Origin of the sequence: Streptomyces flaveus (genome assembly GCF_014647675.1) — a bacterium.
Classification (GTDB): domain Bacteria; phylum Actinomycetota; class Actinomycetes; order Streptomycetales; family Streptomycetaceae; genus Streptomyces; species Streptomyces flaveus.
The window spans coordinates 412,704-429,576 of record NZ_BMPQ01000002.1; the positions used below are offsets into that span (position 1 = coordinate 412,704).

The following is a 16,873-nucleotide window of genomic DNA, read 5'->3' on the forward strand; positions in this document are numbered from 1 at the left end:
GCATCCGCACCCCAGAGCACGACAACGAGGAGACACCGCTGTGCCCAGCATGCCCGCACGCCCGCTCAACCCCTACGATCCGCCGCCACCCGCACCGCAGGAGCGGTCAGCCGTCCTGTGCGGGCTGGCCGGCTGGGTTCCCCCGCATGTCGTGACCAACGAGGAACTGTCCCGGCGGCTCGACACCAGCGACGACTGGATCCGGACCCGGACCGGGATCAGCCGACGGCACTTCGCCGAGCCCGGCCAGGCGACCTCGGACCTGGCGGTGGAGGCCGGCCGCCGCGCTCTGCTCTCCGCAGGCACGGAAGCCGCGGACGCGGTCATCGTCGCCACCACGACCCCGGACCGCTCCTGCCCGGCCACCGCCCCACTCGTCGCCACCAGACTGGGCCTGACGGAAGCGGCGGCATTCGACATCAGCGCCGTCTGCACCGGATTCGTCTACGGACTGGCCTCGGCCGCCGGTCTGATTGCCGCCGGTGTGGCCGAACGCGTCCTGCTCATAGGCGCGGACACCTACTCCACGATCGTCGACCCGCAGGACCGCGCCAACGCGATCATCTTCGGGGACGGGGCCGGAGCTGTCGTCCTGCGGGCCGGGCGCCCAGACGAGCCCGGCGCCGTCGGCCACTTCGACCTCGGCAGCGACGGCACCGGGGAAGAATTGATCATGGTGGCCGCCGGCGGCTCCCGGCAGCGCTCGACGCCGGGCGACGTGGGCCCGCAGGACCACCACTTCTCGATGCAGGGCAAAGAGGTCTACCGGCATGCGGTCACACGTATGGCGGCCTCGGCGCGCACCGCACTCGCCCTGGCCGACTACAAGGCCGACGACATCGACCACTTCGTTCCCCACCAGGCGAATCTGCGCATCCTGCGTTCGGTGGCGGAAGACCTCGGACTGCCCCCGGAACGCTGTGTGTCCAACGTCGAGTCGGTGGGCAACACAGGCGCCGCATCCATCCCCCTCGCCCTGGCCGACGCGGCCTCTCACCAGACCATCCAGCAGGGGGAGCGCGTCCTGCTCACCGCGTTCGGAGGCGGTCTCACCTGGGGCTCCTGCCTCCTGAGCTGGCCCGCCCTCTCCCAGATCAGCCGTCCGTACGACAGAGGAGGAGTACCCGCATCATGAGCACCACCTATGACCAACTGGTCGCGATCCTCGCGAAGTTGCACGATGCGCCCCCTGACCGGATCGGCCCGGACGTCACTTTCGCCGGGCTGGACGTCGACTCGCTGACCATGGTCGAGATCAGCATGCGCATCGAACGCGACCTCGGCGTCACCGTCGAGGACAACGAACTCCAGGAGGACCTCACCCTGGACGCGACCGCCAAGCTGATCGACTCGAAACTCGCCCAGTAACCGTCCCAAACGGAAAGCGGAGAACCGTGGAAATCAAGGCACAGGCTGGCAAGGAAATCGGCGCCGCCGTCGAGGGATTCGACTACGCCACCGCCTCACCGGCGGACTTCGAGAAGCTCAAGGAGACGGTCTATTCCAAGAAGATCGCGGTCCTGAAGAACCAGGACCTGACGCCGCAGCAGTTTCTCGAACTCGGCAAGTTGCTGGGCCGTCCGGAGACCTACTACGAGCCCATGTACAAGCACCCCGAGGTCGAGGAGATATTCGTCTCCTCCAATGTACCGAAGGACGGAAAGCAGATAGGCGTGCCGAAGACCGGAAAATTCTGGCACGCCGACTACCAGTTCATGCCGGACCCGTTCGGCCTCACCCTCATCTACCCGCAGGTGATACCCGAGAAGAACCGGGGCACCTACTTCATCGACATGGGGAAGGCGTACGAGAGGCTCCCCGAGGAGCTCAAGAAGGAACTCGCGGGAACCTACTGCCGGCACTCGGTTCGCAAGTACTTCAAGATCCGTCCGCACGATGTGTACCGGCCGATCTCCGAGATCATCGACGAGGTCGAGACGAAGACCCCTGCCGTCGTCAAGCCGACCACCTTCACCCACCCCATGACCGGCGAAACGGTCCTCTACATCAGCGAGGGCTTCACCGTCGGCATCGAGGACGAGGACGGCAAGCCGCTGGAGAGGGACCTGCTCCACGAGCTCTTCGAGGCCACCGGGCAACTCGACGACACCTTCGCCCACAGCAACATCCACCTGCAGAGTTTCGAGAAGGGTGACTTGCTGGTCTGGGACAACCGCAGCCTCATCCACCGGGCCCGGCACACCACCACGCCCGAGCCGACGGTCTCCTTCCGGCTGACCGTCCACGACGAGCGCAAGCTCTACGACGAGGCCGCGGCATGAGCGCAAAGGCCGCCGTACGACTGGCTTCGCCAGCACAGGACTTCGAAAGCGACGACGAACTCCTGGTTCAGGTACTGAGGCCGTACAAGGCGAACTGCAAGTATCTGAAATCCGCGTCGGTCAGCTCACAGTCCGGTCGCGTGACGGCGCAGTGCGAATTTTCCATCCCGGAATCCTGCTACATCGACGACACCGGCCATCTCAACGCGGTCGAAGTCAACATCAGCTACAACCAGATGATGTACTACGCCGTCGCCAAGTCGGTAAAAGAGGGCCTGCTGGAAGACTTCAAGTCGTGGACCCTGGACGACTACTGGCGGCATCAGCTCCCGGACATCCTCATCGCCCGGTTCGGCGGCAATTTCCGGCGCCCCATCAACGCCCGTTCTTTCTCCGGAGAGATCGAATTCCTGTCGGTGGGACGGCGGTCACCCGGCGGAAATCCGCTGATTGTCGCCGACACCTCCTACCGGTACTGGGACAGCGCGGGCGGCCGATGCGACGGCGAAGTGAAGCTCGCCATCGTGAACGGACCGTAAGCAGGAACCGATCCCACGGCGCGCCGCCGCCACATGGCGGCGCGCTTTCGGACGACCGAGAGCGGAGATCCTGAACATGGCCGAATTGTCGGCGCCGCAGAAGACCGGCAGCGAACTGCACTACCCGGAACTGAAGACCCTGGTCGACACGGCACGCTTCCACGCCGCACACCAACCGCTGGCCACCGCCGTTCTCTGTGAAGGGCGCAGCCTCACCTACGAACAACTGCATCGCGAGAGCAACCGCGTCGCCCACGCCATCCGCGCCGCAGGAGCGGCCCCAGGCGCCAGGATCGCGTATCTGGGCAAGGAGTCCGAGCACTACTACGAGATCCTCTTCGGGTGCGCCAAGAGCGAGACCGTCCTGGTACCCATCAACTGGCGGCTGACCGCGCCCGAGGTCAGCCACATCCTCCAGGACTCCGGCAGCGAACTGCTCTTCCTGGAGGAGGACTTCGCGCCGGTCCTGGAACGGCTGCCGACCGCGCCCCCGAAGACGGTCGTCCGGCTCGGCACCGCCAACGGCTTCCCAGCCTGGAAAGCGGCCCAGCCCACCACCGACCTCACACCGTCCGCCAACCCCGACACCCCGGTCGCCCAGCTCTACACCAGCGGCACCACCGGCCTGCCCAAGGGCGTCGTCCTGGCCCATCGCAGCTTCTTCGCCATCCGTGACGCCCTGGCGAGCGAAGGGCTGGACTGGATCGACTGGCGCACCGGCGACACGGCCCTCATCGGCATCCCCGGATTCCACGTCGGCGGCCTGTGGTGGGCCACCCAGAACTTCAACGCCGGCGTGACCGTCGTGGCGATGCGCGCCTTCGCGGCCCGCGACGCGATCGACCTCATCCGCGACCTGGGCATCACCACCGCCTGTGTCGTCCCCGCGATGCTGCGCATGATGCTCAGCGAACCCGGAGCCACACCAGGTGACTTCACGACGCTCCGCAAAATCGTGTACGGCGGGTCGCCGATCTCGGAAGCACTGCTCGAAGAGAGCCTGACCATGTTCGGAGCCGAGTTCGCGCAGATCTACGGACTCACCGAGACCGGCAACACCGCTGTCTGCCTGCCCCCGGCCGACCACATTCCCGGCCACCCCCGCATGCAGGCCGCAGGCCACCCTTACCCCGGCGTCCGCAGCAAGGTGATCGACGACGACGGCCACGACTTGCCGCCGGGCGCGATCGGCGAGGTCTGCCTGGCCACCCCGGCCCACATGGTCGAGTACTGGGGCCTGCCCGAGAAGACCGCCGAGACCCTGGTCGACGGGTGGGTCCACACCGGGGACGCCGGATACGTCGACGAAGACGGCTACATCTTCATCCGCGACCGCATCAAGGACGCGATCCTCGTCGCGGGCGAGAACGTCTACCCCGCCGAGATCGAGAACGCGCTGGAGCACCACCCCGGCGTGGCCGAGGCGGTGATCGTGGGAGCCCCCGACGAGCAGTGGGGAGAGACCGTCCACGCTTTCGTCGTAGCGGTTCCCGGACAGCAACCGGCCCCCCGGGACCTGCACCGCTTCCTCATCGACCGGCTCGCCGGTTTCAAGCTGCCGGCCCGGTACGAGTTCATCGACCACGTGCCGCGCAACCCGAGCGGGAAGATCCTCCGCCGGGAGCTGCGCGACCGCTTCTGGACCGACTCCGAACGCAAGGTCAACTGACCGGCACACAGCTGCAACCCACCAGCTACCAAGAGAGAGCGACATGCCTGAGCCCCTGACGCTGGCGGGCTTCCGTGCGGACCTGGCGGAGTTCCTGCATCAGCAACCCGACGAAGTCGACCTGGAAGAAAACCCCCTCTACGCCGGCCTGGACTCACTGCGTATCACCACCCTGGCCGCACGGTGGCGGGACGCCGGCGCGGACGTGAGCTTCCTGGAGCTCGCCGAACGCACCTCGTTCGCCCAGTGGTGGCAACTGTTGTCCGAACGCCAGGCGGGAGCAGCCCATGCCGACGCCTGACGCGCACGGCGAGCGGCACCCACTGCTGGCCGCCCAGGAAGGCATCTGGACCGGCCAGCAACTCGACCTGGACAGCCCCGCCTACAACACGGCCGAATACGTGCAAGTCCACGGACCAGTGGACTCCGCGGCCTTCGAGGAGGCACTCCGCCACACGGTGGCCGAAGTCGAGGCCCTGAACGTCCGCTTCGTCGTCGACGGCCACGGGCAGCCCTGGCAGCTGAGCGTTCCCGGCATCGACTGGCAGCCGTACATCGCCGACCTCACCATCAACGCGGACCCGCACCGTGCTGCCCTCGACTGGATGGCACACGACATGGCCCGCCCGGTCGATCTCGAGCACGACCCCGTCTTCGGACACGCCCTGCTGCGGACGGCCCCCGACCAGTTCCTCTGGTATCACCGCGTCCACCACATCGCCCTCGACGGCTTCGGCCTCTCCCTGGTCGCACAGCGCGTGGCGCAGGTCTACACCGCCCTGGTGGAGGGCGCGCCCCTCGGCGACAGCGGCTTCGGAACCCTGGAGTCGGTGCGGCAGGAAGAGCGCGCGTACCGCGAGTCGAAACGCTTCGTGGTAGACCGTACGTACTGGACACAGCGGTTCGCGGACCGTCCGGCGGTGGCCGGCCTCGCCGAAGGACAGGCGCTCCCGGCGCGGGACTTCCTGCGTCGCATCACGGACCTCGATCCGGGTGATGTGGAGGCGCTGCACTCCGTCGCCCGCGAACTCTCGGTGTCCTGGTCCGATGTCGTGCTGGCCGCGACCGCGGCGTACATCCAGCGGGCCACCGGAGCGCCCGAAATCGTCCTCAGCCTGCCGGCCATGGGCCGCCTCGGCTCCGTTTCCCTGCGGGTGCCGAGCATGGTGCGGAACATCCTGCCGCTGCGCATTGTCGTCAACGAGCAGGACAGCCTGCGGGATCTGGCGGTGCGGGTGTCCGGCGAGATGCGGGCCGGGCTGCCGCACCAGCGGTACCGCTATGAGCAGTTGCGGCGCGATCTGAAGCTGGTCGGCGGGAAGCGCCGGCTGTCCGGTCCGGGCGTCAACATCATGCCGTTCGAGTATGACCTGCGCTTCGCCGGGCATCGCAGCACCGTCCACAACGTGTCCGCGGGTCCTGTCGACGACCTGGCGGTCAATGTGTACGACCGCGCGGAGGGCTCGGGCCTGAGGATCGCCGTCGACGCCAACCCGGACCTCTACGACGAGGCGGAACTGGCCGCACACCAGCAGGGGTTGCTGGGCCTGCTGCGTGAGGCGGTCGCCGCTCCGGCCCAGGTGATCGGCGGGCATCGGCCCGTCACCGTACTCGACGGCGGACCGCTTCCCCTGCCTGCCCGGCCAGTGCTGGGCCTGATCGCCGACCACGCCGCCCGGCGCGGCGGCGCCACCGCCGTCGAGCACGGCGGGCAGAGCATCACCTATGCGGAGCTGTTCGGCTCCGCACGGCACCTTGCGCGGCGGCTCGCGGCCCAGAGTGTCGGACCGGGCGCGCTCGTGGCCGTCGCCCTGCCACGAGGCATCGACGCCGTCACCGCGATCCTCGGCGTCCTGCTCTCCGGGGCCGCGTACTGCCCGCTCGACCCGGGCGCGCCGGAGTCCCGCAGGGCGACGCTCCTGGAGGACGCGGAACCGGCCCTCATCCTCACCTCCAGCACATACGCCGCCCGGTTCCCGGACCGTGCCGTCCTGCTCATCGACGCCCCGGACACCGACGCCCAGGCACCGGCTTCAGCCTCCGGCGATCCAGGCGATCCGGCGTACGTCATCTACACCTCGGGATCCACCGGCCGACCCAAGGGCGTGGAGATCAGCCACGGCGCGCTGGCCACGTTCGTCACCGGTGCGACCCACCGCTATGGTCTCCGCCGCGAGGACCGTGTCCTGCAGTTCGCGCCCCTGCACTTCGACGCCAGCGTCGAGGAAATCTTCCTCACCCTGTGCGTCGGCGCGACGCTCGTCGTCCGCACCGCCGAGATGACCGAGTCGGTGCCCCAGCTCCTGCAGGCGTGCGACCGGCTGCGGATCAGCGTGCTCGACCTTCCCACGGCCTACTGGCACGAACTTGCCTACGCCGTCTCGACCGGTGCCGCGGCCCTTCCCACCGAGGTACGCACCGTCATCATCGGGGGCGAGGCCGCGCTGCCCGAACGCGTCGGCCGCTGGCGGGAGTCGGTCGGCCCGTCGGTGCAGCTGTTCAACACCTACGGCCCGACCGAGGCGACCGTGGTCGCCACCGTCGCCGCACTCCACGACCCCGCTCTGTCTCCCGGCGACGTGCCGATCGGGGTTCCGCTGCCCGGCATGCGGGCTGCCGTCATCGGCGATGAGCTGTACCTCGTCGGCGATGCGCTGGCCCTCGGCTACCGAGGCGATCGGCCCCAGGACGACACCCGGTTCGCCCCGCTCTCCCAACTGCCCGGCAGCCCTCGCGGCTACCGCACCGGCGATCTGGTGCGGCTCGGCGACGACGGACAACTGCGGTTCGTCGGGCGGGCCGACGACGAGTTCAAGATCAGTGGCCACCGCGTGCAGCCGGCCGAGGTCGAGACCGTCCTCCTCACGCACCCACGGATCCGTGAGGCCGCCGTGGTCGGACAGGTGCTGCCGGACGGAACACGGAGGCTGGCGGCGCACGTCGTCGCCGAACACCCCGCGCCGGCGGCGGCCCAGGTCCGGGAACATCTGCGGGCGACGCTGCCGGCAGCGATGGTCCCCTCCGCTGTGGAATTCACCGACCGGTTGCCCCGCACCGGCTCGGGAAAGATCGACAGGAATGCGCTCAGCACGGCCGTGAATGCCGCGGACAGTGTGGAGAACGTGACCACCACGGCTCCGACAACCGGCAGTTCTCTGGAACAGGCCATCACGGGCATCTGGGAGCAGATTCTGGGCGCCGAGCACATCTCGCCCCACGACGACTTCTTCGACCTCGGAGCCCAGTCGCTCCAGGCCATCCAGGTCGCCAACCGGCTCGGCGTGGAGCTGGCACGGGAGGTCCGCGTCGCCTGGCTCTTCCAGCACCCGACAGCCTCCGAACTCGCACGCCACCTGGAACACCACCAGGACGCGCCGGCGACCACCCCCGGCCTTCCGGACACGGTCCTCGCCGACGCCGTACTCGACGAGGACATCGCACCCGCAGCCCCGGCCGATACCCGAAGCGCGCCGCGCAGGATCCTGCTTACCGGCGCCACCGGTTTCGTCGGCTCACATCTACTGGCGGAACTCCTGACCGCGACCGATGCCGAGATCATCTGCCCGGTCCGCGCGACGAGTCCGGCCGAAGCAGCCGACCGCATCCGCCGAGCCCTGACCGACCAGCAGCTTCCGCTGCCCGCCGACCCGCAGCGCATCACCGCCCTGCCCGCCGACCTCGCCCGACCCCATCTCGGGCTCGGTCCCGCCCGGTTCGCGGAATTGGCCAAGAGCTGCGACGTGATCTTCCACAACGCCGCGACGGTCAGCATCATGCGGGACTACGCCAGTCTGCGCGCTGCCAACACCGAGTCCACCCGCGAGCTGCTGCGCATGGCATCGGTACGTTCGGTCCCGCTCCACCTCGTCTCGACCCTGTCCGTCGCCCCGCCCCGCGGCCACAGTCCCGAAGTACCCGAGGCGTTCCTCCCGCCGCACCCCGGGCTCGTCTACGGCTACCAGCAGTCCAAGTGGGCCTCCGAACGGCTGCTGGAGCAGGCCGCCGAGCGCGGGCTGCCGGTCACGCTGCACCGTCTGGGCCGGGTCGTCGGAGCACCGGACACCGGCTTTGTAAACGAGCGGGACTTCCTGTGGAGCGTGCTCCAGTCAGGCATCCCCGCCGGCATCCTGCCTGACCTGTTCGAGGCAGAAGTCTGGACGCCGGTGGACTACGTCGCCCGAGCCGTCGTACGGCTGTCCCTGACGGCCCCACCATCCGGCACGGTCTTCAACCACGCCCCCGTACCCCCGCTCCGGCTGGCCGACCTCTACGACTGGGTGCAGGAATACGGATACGCGGTGAAGCGGCTGCCCTTGGCACAGTGGCGTACGGAACTGCCACGTTCCGCCGACGTGGCCGCAACGACCGGCGCGTTCTTCGACTCCTGGACCGGCAGCGGTGACGCCGAAAGCAGCGACGCCGAACCCGACCTCGGGCTGGGCCGCGTCCGGGCCGACAACGTCCTGCGCGGCCTCGAAGGCAGCGGCATCTCCTGCCCGCTGGCCGACCGCGCCCTGGTGTTCCGCTACCTCGACCACTGCGTCAAGACCGGAACGCTCCCGGACCCGGCCGCAAGAGAGGTCTAACTCCTGGGAACCCGGGCGGACTTCGCACCGACTACCTGAGCGGAGTCCGCCCTACCCCAAGGAGCCTGCATGCTGACGAAACGGCCCGTTGCCGCGGTCCTGGCCGGAGCACTCTGCCTGGCCACCGCGGCCTGCGGAGCCTCGTCCTCCCCGACGGCTGAGACCGCTGCGGAGGCGAACGCCCCCGGCTACCCGGTGAGCATCAAGAACTGCGGGCAGACCACCACATACACCAAGGCGCCGAGCCGGGTGGTCGTCATGAACGGTGCCTCCGTCGCCGAGGTTTCCTCGCTGCTGGCGCTCGGTCTCGGCGATCGCATCGTCGCCAACGGGCAGTCGTACGGGATGTCCGAGGTCACCGGCCGCGCCAAGGCCATCAAGGCGTTGCCCACCGGGGACATCGAGCTCAATGACGCCTACGACATTCCCCGCGAGGCGATGCTGGGCCTGAGCCCCGACCTCGTCCTGTCCACCACGTCCTACGGCTTCGACTCGAAGAACGGCTTCGCGACCCGCGACGACCTCAAGGCGGTCAACGCCAACACCTACATCTCCCCCCAGGGCTGCGACCAGGACACCTCCCGCATGACCGTCGCCGACAGCTACAAGCTGCTGCGCGACCTGGGAAAGATCTTCCACGTCAGCGATCGCGCGGAGAAGCTCATCGCGGCATCCGAGAAGAAGATCAGCGGCGTATCGGCCAAGGTCAAGGGCGAGAAGGCGCCCAACGTCATGGTGGTGTTCTCCAACATGTCGATGGGCGGCAACGACTTCAGCTCCATCGCGGCCAACGGCATCTGGAACGACATCCTCGCCAAGGCCGGCGGCAGCAACGCCTTCTCCTCCGCCTCCAAAACCTCCTTCGCCGACCTCAGCAAGGAGAAGGTCGCCGCCGAGCCCGTCGACGCCCTCGTGGTCATCAGCTACAACGACCCCAACCCCGCGGCGTACGCCCGCAAACTGCTCAAGGAGTTCCCCCAGTGGCCGGCCGCGAAGAACAAGCGTTACACCGTTCTGTCCGACTCGATCTACCTCGGCCCCAGCAACGACCTGGCCGTGGACAAGATCGCCAGGATGCTGCACCCCGACGCGTTCTGAAGCGTCCGAACCGGCTGAAGCCCACGCTGGTGCTGGCGGCACTGCTGGTCGTGCTCGCCGTCGTCATGATGGTGGCGATCAGCATCGGCGCCGTCACCATCCCTCTGGGCGATGTGTGGCGGATCGTGCTCCATCATCTGGGAGGCGGCGGCGCGACCGGTGACCCCGCTCTGGACCAGATCGTCTGGAACTTCCGGACTCCGCGTGTTGTTCTGGCCGCCGTGGCCGGCGCGGGCCTGGCGGTCTCCGGCGCGATTCTGCAGTCCGTGGTGGCCAATCCGCTCGCCGACCCCATCGTCCTGGGCTTCTCCTACGGAGCCTCGCTCGGCGCCGTCATCGTCATCACCCTGGCCACCGGCGCATCGCTCGGCGGGCTCGGGGTGTCGTCCGCGGCGTTCCTCGGTGCCCTCGCGGCGGGTGCCCTCGTATTCGTCCTCGGACAGCGCAAAGGACGCCTGGCCCCGACCCGGCTGGTGCTGTCCGGGGTCGCCATCGGCTACGTCTTCCTCTCGGCGACCAGCTTTCTGCAGCTGCTGGCAACCCCCACCGAACTGCGCACCACCATGTTCTGGATGCTGGGCAGCGTCGCGGGCGCCAAGTGGGATCAGCTGCCCCTCGTCAGCACCGTCGTCCTCACCACCACAGTGCTCCTCGCACTCTTCGGCAGACGGCTCAACGCCCTGCTGGCCGGTGACGAGTCCGCCACGGCCCTCGGCGTCGATGTCCACCGGCTGCGGGCCCTGATGCTCGTGCTGGCCTCGCTCCTCACCGGCGCCGTCACCGCCGTCGCGGGCGGCATCGGCTTCGTCGGCCTGATGATCCCCCACCTGGTCCGCCTCACCACCGGCGCCGACCACCGTCGGCTAATACCCCAGTCCGCCCTGGTCGGCGCCATCTACCTGGTCGTCGTCGATCTGCTCTCGCGCTCGGTCAACCGCCCCAACGAGCTGCCCCTCGGCATCCTCACCGCCCTGTTCGGCGCACCGTTCTTCCTCTGGCTGCTCCGCCGCAACAAGAGCCTGGACACCGTATGAAACTCACCGTGGACCAGCTCCACATCACCCTCGACCGCCACCCGATCCTCCACAACGTGGCTCTGGAGGCCCAACCGGGCGACATCGTCGGCCTCATCGGCCCCAACGGCAGCGGCAAGTCCACACTTCTGCGCACTGTCTACCGCTCCCTGCGCCCGCAACAAGGTGTGGTGCGCGTCGACGGTGACGACGTATGGGCCCTGTCCCCCCGCAGCGCCGCCCTTCGCACCGCTGCCGTGCTCCAGGAGTCGGGCGGCAGTCCGACCGGACTGTGCGTCACCGAGATCGTCGCTCTCGGCCGTACCCCGCACCACGGCCTCCTCGGCCGCGACGGCGCCGACGACCACGAAGCCGTCGAGGAGGCCCTCGACCAGTGCGGCGCCCGCCCGCTGGCCGACCGTGACTTCACCTCGCTGTCCGGCGGCGAACGTCAGCGCGTGCTGCTCGCCCGTGCCCTCGCCCAGCGCCCCAAGCTCCTCGTCCTCGACGAGCTCACCAACCACCTCGACATCCGCGCCCGCTTCGAACTGCTCGACCTGATCCGCTCCACCGGTATCACCACCCTGGCCGTCCTCCACGACCTCGACCTGGCGGCCCGCCTGTGCGACCACCTCGTCGCGCTCCACCACGGCGAAGTGGTCGCGGCAGGCCCCGTCCTGGACGTACTGACTCCCGACCTGCTGCGCGATGTCTTCGGCGTGACCGCCACGGCCGACCGCCATCCCGACGGCGTCGTACGCGTCACCTACGGAGCCAAGCCCCTTGCCCTGGACCTGATGCCGGACGAAGTGATCAGCTGACGGGCCGGTCGTACTGGATGGCCTTACGGACCTCGGCCGCCGCCTCCGGGCTGTCGAGACGCCCCACCATGTGGAGGGCCATGTCGATACCGGCGGACACGCCGGCGCTGGTGACGATGTCCCTGTCATCGACGTACCGCTCATCCGCGCGCACATCGACCGTCTCGTCGATCTTCGCGAGCCTCTCGACGTAGTTCCAGTGCGTCGTGGCCGGCCGCCCCTTCAGCAGGCCCGCTGCCGCCAGCACGAGAGAGCCAGTGCACACGCTCGCCAACACGGTCCCCTGACGGTGCAGTTCCCGCAGCCAGTCCAAGTGCGCACTGTCCTTCGCCAGGGGACGCGTCCCGTCACCGCCGGGGTGCACCAGCAGATCGAGAGCGGGAGCCGTGGCAAGACTCTGGTCGACAACGAGACCAAGCCCCTTGGAACAGCGCACCACCCCTTCCTCCCGACCGATCGCCAGCAGCCGGACGGGAAACTCCGCCACGTGCGCAGCCCAGAACCCGAGGACCTCCCACGGGCCGACGACATCAAGCTCTTCGGCATCCTCGAACACGTAAATGCCGATGGTCAGCGAAGAATTCATGCTGCCGGGTTCACCAACTCTCTCTGTCTGCGGGGGATCGGTTCGCGGGCGGGCGGACAGCCGTCGCCCGGTTCCGTGTCAGGAAAACCGCTTCCGGTACTCAAGGGGCGAGACCTGCAGAACACGCAGGAACGACTTGCGCATGGTGGCCTCCGTGCCGAAACCCGCCTCGCGCGCGATCTCTTCGGGACTGCGGACCCTCTCCGTCAGCATGCGTGACGCGCTGGCCACCCTGACACGCTCCACGTACTCCCTCGCCGACATGCCGACTTGGGAGCGGAACAGGCGGGTGAACTGACGCTGCGAGAGGCCCGCGTGGCCGGACAAAGCCCGGAGCGACAGCTCTCCGCCAGGATGGGAACGGATCAGATGCTGCACGTCGCGTAACGCAGGGCTTTGGGCATCACGGGCCCGTAATTCGGCGAACTGCGCCTGCCCACCTGGTTTGCTCACATAGGTGACGAGTGATCGGGAGACGAGTTGGGAGACCTCACGGCCAAGGTCCTCCTCCACCAATGAGAGGGCCAGATCGATGCCGGACGCTCCACCTCCAGCAGTGGTGATGTGACCGTCCCGCACCACCGTGTCACGGGAGTCGACGTGGATGTCCGGGTGCCGGCGGGCCAGTTCATCGGAGAACTCCCAGTGCGTGGCCGCCCTGCGACTGTCGAGGATCCCGGTCTCGGCAAGGCCAAAGGTCCCCGTACCCACCGACGTGACCCGCTGCGCGCACTTGACCAGCGCGCCGAGCGCGCCGGTGGTCTCCCTGTCGATGACGGGAATTCCGTCGGCGCCCGGCAGGATCACCGTGCCGACGTCGGTCACGTCAGCGATGGCGCAGTCCGGCATGACCGTGAGCCCACTGGACGTGCGTACGGGAGCCCCGTCGAGGGACGACGTCAGAACCTCGTACCGGAACCTATCCGCGGTCGCCCTGTCCGATGCGTTCGCCGCGGAGAAGACGTCCGCAGGACCTGAGAAGCCGAGACTCTGTACCCCGTCGAAGAGCGGCATGACCACCGTGTGCCGCCGGCCCATCTCACGCGGTCGATTCATTGCCACCTCGCTGTCGCGTCGTGTGTTCAGGATCTGCTCGTCGGCCGGTGTTCAACCGCCAGGGCATCCAAGGGGGCCGGTGCTCGCCTGTCCGGCGGGCACCAGCCCCTCGGTCACGCGGCCAGGGCAGCTGGGGCCGCACCCGAGTTCTCTCGGTCGGCCAGCTCCGGGCAGTGCTCCTCGGCCTCGGCCAGCAGGCCCATGAGGGTCACACGGGCGCGGGCCACGCGGGAGCGAACCGTCCCGACGGGGCAGTCGCTCACCGCCGCGGCCTCCGCGTAGGGCAGGCCCAGGAGTTGGGTGAGGGTGAATGCCTCACGGCGTTCGTCGGGCAGTGCGGCCAGCAGGTCGAGGAGGGCGATGCCGTCGTCGAAGCCGGGCAGGTCGTGCGGCTGGGCGTGCTCGACCGCCAGCTGCCAGTCCTGTTCGTCGGACAGTCGCGGGCGGGCGGCCGCGTGCCGGAAGCTGTCGATCACCGCGCGGCGCGCGATGGACAGCAGCCACGTACGGGCGGAACAGCGTCCCTCGAATCGGTGCAGGCTGCCGAGCGCTCGCAGGAACGTGTCCTGGGCCAGGTCGTCGGCCACCTGAGGGTCGGCAGAGAGGTGGGCGACGTAGCGTACGACGTCGCGGTGCAGGGCTCGTACGAAACGATCGATGGCGTCCGGGTCGCCACCACGAGCGGCGAGTGCCCAGGCCGTTATCGAGTCGTCGGTCGACGCCGTTTTCTCGGGCGAGGCGGGCAGGACAGGAATGGTCACCTGGTGTCCTTCTCGGGTCATCCGGATCCGGACCCGCGCGTGGGCGGGGCGGTCCGGCGAGTGGGGTACCGGCCGTACGAGGACGTACGGCGAAGGCCCGAGGCGCACACGGGCTGCCTCGGGATACCGGCTGCCGTCAGACGACAGCGGTCCCCACGGGCGGGCCCCGAGAAGTGATCGCGTGGACGAGCATGAGACGCCGCGGCGCCCGGTCCGAGCGGCGGCGTACGCGGATGCGTGGACGGTGCGGTGGCGTGGGCAGGACGAGCAGCAACCGCAGCGGTGCGGCCAGCCAGCCGCCCACGGCCCGCAGGATGCGGAAGGCGGCGCGCTCTCCGTGCGCGAGCCACAGGCCGCACAGCAGCGCGGCCAGCAGGTGGGCGGAGAGCATGCCGAACGACGACGTACCGCCCGTGGTGTGGCCGAGGTGATCCATGTGCGCCATGTCCATGGAGTCCATGTGCACGGAGTGCATCGGCATGGACCCCATGTCGTGGCCCATGGAACTCATGTCCATCGAGGCCATGTCCCCAGGCGCCGAGGCCGCCGGGTGCGCGCCGGACTGCGTCAGAGAGAACGCCGAATGCAGGGCCGTCTGTGCGACGACCACGACGGACACGATCAGCGGAAGTCCACGCTCCCGGCCGGCCAGGCACCAGCCCACGGCACCGGTCACCGCCGCGCCGGCGACCAAGACCCACCAGGGCACCCGGCCGCCGGACATCATCACGTGCCCCAGGGCGGCGAGCAGCACGCAGACGGCCGCGAACACCGCGGCCCGAAGCGTGCGAGAACACCACCCAACAGTCATGACGGGCCTCATCCTTGCATCCGAGGTTCGGTCGTCATGGTGGGGTACGGAAATTTCCCCGGCCCCAGACTCAATCCGGGACGCATGAACCAGAACACAGAAACAGGCCGGAACTCAACGGAGGTTCGGGCCGACTAATAGGGAGTGCCGAGTCATATCTTCCGGCGGCGACGAGCCAGAACCCTGCGCCCGCCATCCCGGCCGCGCGCCTTGGCTCTTCGCCAGATCGGACAGCTGCTTTGCCGTCACGGCCTCAGGGCAGTACGTGCCGTGAAGTCGTCGACGCCCGGGCAAGGAGACAGCCGTAGCGTCGATACGGTCACGCCCCGAACCTGCCGGGGCGGACCACGACCGCCAGCGCCTTGACCTGCCCGCTGCGCTGGAAATGCAGCGTGAACGGCACGAAGTCGAACTCGCGCCACCTCGCATTCGCCCGCAACGTCACATCCAGGCCGGCCGGCGACATGGCAAGACTGTCGCCGGCCTGAACAGTGACCGAGTCCACCGTCTCCGCGTACGCCGCCCGGCCATTGGTCATGCGGTGACGGCTGAGTGCGGTGCCGCCATCCGCGTCGGGGGACGTCACCTTGAGCAACCGGTCTTCAGCGCCTCCCGTGTTGGTGATCCGGAAGAACGCGGCGGTGTCCTGGGTGTTCCCGTAGGGCAGGTACACATGTGCGTCGGTGACCGCGATCTTCGCGGGGGTGCCCGCGTTGCCGGAAGAGGTCCAGGTGGTGAGGCCGCCCAGGGCGATGGTGCACGCGGCGATGGGCGCGAGCGCGGCGAGCAGGGTGTCGGTAAGCCCGCGACGGGTCGGCCGCCAAAGGCGCTGTTCGGTCATCGGACGGGCCTCCGCGGGGTAGAGGGCTGCCAGCCGCGCAGCCGCAGGCTGTTGCCGACCACCAGCAGCGAGCTGACCGACATCGCCGCCGCAGCGAGCATCGGGTTGAGCAGGCCGACCATGGCGAGCGGCACGGTCACGGCGTTGTAGCCGAAGGCCCACACGAGATTGGCGCGGATCGTGCCCAGGGTTCGCCGGGCGAGCCGTACCGCGTCCGCGAGGGCCTCGATGTCGCCGCGCACCAGCGTTACGTCGGCAGCCCCGATGGCCACGTCGGTCCCGCTGCCCATCGCGATCCCGAGGTCGGCGCCGCACAGCGCGGGCGGGGGCGTCAGTCTCCGAAGCGCCATACCCGCCCCGGAGGAGCGTCGTTGGGACTCTTCCATCACCGGTCTCCTGGATCGCGTCGCCGTACGACGCGGGTCGGTTCGAGCCGTACCGGTTCAGGAGTCGGGTGTGCCGGGGGTCGGGTTCCGGAGCCGATGTGTGGCGCGCGTCACGCGGAGCATCAGGGGACCGCACATACCCGGCCCGTGCGCGGCGGCAATGCTCCATGATGATCCGGCCATGGAGTGGAGCAGCCGGGTCCGGGAGCGCGCCGTGCCGCGCGGAGAACGCTGGCCGCCGCGTGAGCGACGGCTGCCCATGCCGGCATCTTCGCCGGCGCCGGTACGGTGCTGGCCATCACGGGGCACCACTTGGCCTCCCGGACACCCGTGACCTGGCAAGCCGTGCTCGCCGCGGCCCTGGCTCTGCGTGGCAGGTACCAGCTCACTTCGCTTGCCCGCGCACTCCGGACTGCCGCCCTGT

General features: G+C 68.8%; 15 protein-coding genes and 1 pseudogene. 10 read left to right on the forward strand and 6 right to left on the reverse strand.

The window, feature by feature from the left end; all coding sequences use genetic code 11:
* The first annotated feature begins 49 nt into the window (after nucleotides 1-49).
* From IEZ21_RS05090 to IEZ21_RS05135, 10 genes are all read left to right on the forward strand, one after another.
* Entirely contained in the window at nucleotides 50-1,135 is a 1,086-nt protein-coding gene (locus IEZ21_RS05090) for a beta-ketoacyl-ACP synthase III (RefSeq protein ID WP_189320924.1), read from the forward strand.
* The gene (locus IEZ21_RS05095; RefSeq protein ID WP_189320658.1) at nucleotides 1,132-1,368 is read left to right on the forward strand and encodes an acyl carrier protein; all 237 of its coding nucleotides are present in this window, start codon (nucleotides 1,132-1,134) and stop codon (nucleotides 1,366-1,368) included. The genes IEZ21_RS05090 and IEZ21_RS05095 overlap by 4 nt, the downstream gene beginning before the upstream one ends.
* 26 nt (nucleotides 1,369-1,394) lie before the next feature.
* Nucleotides 1,395-2,282: a (3R)-3-[(carboxymethyl)amino]fatty acid oxygenase/decarboxylase gene (gene scoE / locus IEZ21_RS05100; RefSeq protein ID WP_189320659.1), complete on the forward strand. Its 888-nt coding sequence runs from the start codon at nucleotides 1,395-1,397 to the stop codon at nucleotides 2,280-2,282.
* Complete coding sequence (scoD, locus tag IEZ21_RS05105) at nucleotides 2,279-2,821, forward strand: (2E)-enoyl-ACP glycyltransferase (protein ID WP_189320660.1); 543 nt, start codon at nucleotides 2,279-2,281, stop codon at nucleotides 2,819-2,821. The genes scoE and scoD overlap by 4 nt, the downstream gene beginning before the upstream one ends.
* Before the next feature lie 76 nt (nucleotides 2,822-2,897).
* The gene (gene scoC, locus IEZ21_RS05110; RefSeq protein ID WP_189320661.1) at nucleotides 2,898-4,490 is read left to right on the forward strand and encodes a fatty acid-ACP ligase ScoC; all 1,593 of its coding nucleotides are present in this window, start codon (nucleotides 2,898-2,900) and stop codon (nucleotides 4,488-4,490) included.
* Between the two features lie 43 nt (nucleotides 4,491-4,533).
* Complete coding sequence (locus IEZ21_RS05115) at nucleotides 4,534-4,791, forward strand: phosphopantetheine-binding protein (RefSeq protein WP_189320662.1); 258 nt, start codon at nucleotides 4,534-4,536, stop codon at nucleotides 4,789-4,791.
* Entirely contained in the window at nucleotides 4,778-9,076 is a 4,299-nt protein-coding gene (locus IEZ21_RS05120; protein ID WP_189320663.1) for a non-ribosomal peptide synthetase, read from the forward strand. Before IEZ21_RS05115 ends, IEZ21_RS05120 begins: the two co-directional genes overlap by 14 nt.
* A 69-nt stretch (nucleotides 9,077-9,145) precedes the next feature.
* A complete protein-coding gene (locus IEZ21_RS05125; protein WP_189320664.1) occupies nucleotides 9,146-10,174 on the forward strand; it encodes an ABC transporter substrate-binding protein in 1,029 nt (342 codons plus the stop codon).
* Between the two features lie 65 nt (nucleotides 10,175-10,239).
* A complete protein-coding gene (locus tag IEZ21_RS05130) occupies nucleotides 10,240-11,208 on the forward strand; it encodes a FecCD family ABC transporter permease (protein WP_189320925.1) in 969 nt (322 codons plus the stop codon).
* Nucleotides 11,205-12,008, forward strand: coding sequence for an ABC transporter ATP-binding protein (locus tag IEZ21_RS05135; RefSeq protein ID WP_189320665.1), 804 nt, complete (start codon nucleotides 11,205-11,207; stop codon nucleotides 12,006-12,008). Before IEZ21_RS05130 ends, IEZ21_RS05135 begins: the two co-directional genes overlap by 4 nt.
* Here the strand turns inward: IEZ21_RS05135 and IEZ21_RS05140 are convergent.
* From IEZ21_RS05140 to IEZ21_RS05165, 6 genes and pseudogenes are all read right to left on the reverse strand, one after another.
* Complete coding sequence (locus tag IEZ21_RS05140; protein WP_189320666.1) at nucleotides 12,001-12,594, reverse strand: DJ-1/PfpI family protein; 594 nt, start codon at nucleotides 12,592-12,594, stop codon at nucleotides 12,001-12,003. The two genes, IEZ21_RS05135 and IEZ21_RS05140, sit on opposite strands and share 8 nt — an antisense overlap.
* A 78-nt stretch (nucleotides 12,595-12,672) precedes the next feature.
* Nucleotides 12,673-13,650 carry a GlxA family transcriptional regulator gene (locus tag IEZ21_RS05145; RefSeq protein WP_189320667.1) on the reverse strand — a complete coding sequence of 326 codons (978 nt, stop codon included), beginning with the start codon at nucleotides 13,648-13,650 and terminating at the stop codon, nucleotides 12,673-12,675.
* A 113-nt stretch (nucleotides 13,651-13,763) separates the two neighbouring features.
* Complete coding sequence (locus tag IEZ21_RS05150; protein ID WP_189320668.1) at nucleotides 13,764-14,432, reverse strand: sigma-70 family RNA polymerase sigma factor; 669 nt, start codon at nucleotides 14,430-14,432, stop codon at nucleotides 13,764-13,766.
* A gap of 115 nt (nucleotides 14,433-14,547) precedes the next feature.
* Nucleotides 14,548-15,222, reverse strand: coding sequence for a hypothetical protein (locus IEZ21_RS05155; protein WP_189320669.1), 675 nt, complete (start codon nucleotides 15,220-15,222; stop codon nucleotides 14,548-14,550).
* 319 nt (nucleotides 15,223-15,541) lie between these two features.
* Nucleotides 15,542-16,063 (reverse strand): copper chaperone PCu(A)C, encoded by a 522-nt coding sequence (locus IEZ21_RS05160; protein ID WP_189320670.1) that lies wholly within the window; start codon nucleotides 16,061-16,063, stop codon nucleotides 15,542-15,544.
* Nucleotides 16,060-16,383, reverse strand: a pseudogene (locus tag IEZ21_RS05165) (heavy metal translocating P-type ATPase); the annotation flags it as partial. The gene IEZ21_RS05160 and the pseudogene IEZ21_RS05165, both read right to left, overlap by 4 nt.
* Nucleotides 16,384-16,873: the final 490 nt, after the last annotated feature.

What these genes read in the sequence shown, in the direction of transcription:
- IEZ21_RS05090 (WP_189320924.1), top strand. Translation starts at nt 50, where the DNA reads ATGCCCGCACGCCCGCTCAACCCCTACGATCCGCCGCCACCCGCACCG.
- IEZ21_RS05095 (WP_189320658.1), top strand. Translation starts at nt 1,132, where the DNA reads ATGAGCACCACCTATGACCAACTGGTCGCGATCCTCGCGAAGTTGCAC.
- scoD (WP_189320660.1), top strand. Translation starts at nt 2,279, where the DNA reads ATGAGCGCAAAGGCCGCCGTACGACTGGCTTCGCCAGCACAGGACTTC.
- scoC (WP_189320661.1), top strand. Translation starts at nt 2,898, where the DNA reads ATGGCCGAATTGTCGGCGCCGCAGAAGACCGGCAGCGAACTGCACTAC.
- IEZ21_RS05115 (WP_189320662.1), top strand. Translation starts at nt 4,534, where the DNA reads ATGCCTGAGCCCCTGACGCTGGCGGGCTTCCGTGCGGACCTGGCGGAG.
- IEZ21_RS05120 (WP_189320663.1), top strand. Translation starts at nt 4,778, where the DNA reads ATGCCGACGCCTGACGCGCACGGCGAGCGGCACCCACTGCTGGCCGCC.
- IEZ21_RS05125 (WP_189320664.1), top strand. Translation starts at nt 9,146, where the DNA reads ATGCTGACGAAACGGCCCGTTGCCGCGGTCCTGGCCGGAGCACTCTGC.
- IEZ21_RS05130 (WP_189320925.1), top strand. Translation starts at nt 10,240, where the DNA reads ATGATGGTGGCGATCAGCATCGGCGCCGTCACCATCCCTCTGGGCGAT.
- IEZ21_RS05135 (WP_189320665.1), top strand. Translation starts at nt 11,205, where the DNA reads ATGAAACTCACCGTGGACCAGCTCCACATCACCCTCGACCGCCACCCG.
- IEZ21_RS05140 (WP_189320666.1), bottom strand. Translation starts at nt 12,594, where the DNA reads ATGAATTCTTCGCTGACCATCGGCATTTACGTGTTCGAGGATGCCGAA.
- IEZ21_RS05145 (WP_189320667.1), bottom strand. Translation starts at nt 13,650, where the DNA reads ATGAATCGACCGCGTGAGATGGGCCGGCGGCACACGGTGGTCATGCCG.
- IEZ21_RS05150 (WP_189320668.1), bottom strand. Translation starts at nt 14,432, where the DNA reads ATGACCCGAGAAGGACACCAGGTGACCATTCCTGTCCTGCCCGCCTCG.
- IEZ21_RS05155 (WP_189320669.1), bottom strand. Translation starts at nt 15,222, where the DNA reads ATGACTGTTGGGTGGTGTTCTCGCACGCTTCGGGCCGCGGTGTTCGCG.
- IEZ21_RS05160 (WP_189320670.1), bottom strand. Translation starts at nt 16,063, where the DNA reads ATGACCGAACAGCGCCTTTGGCGGCCGACCCGTCGCGGGCTTACCGAC.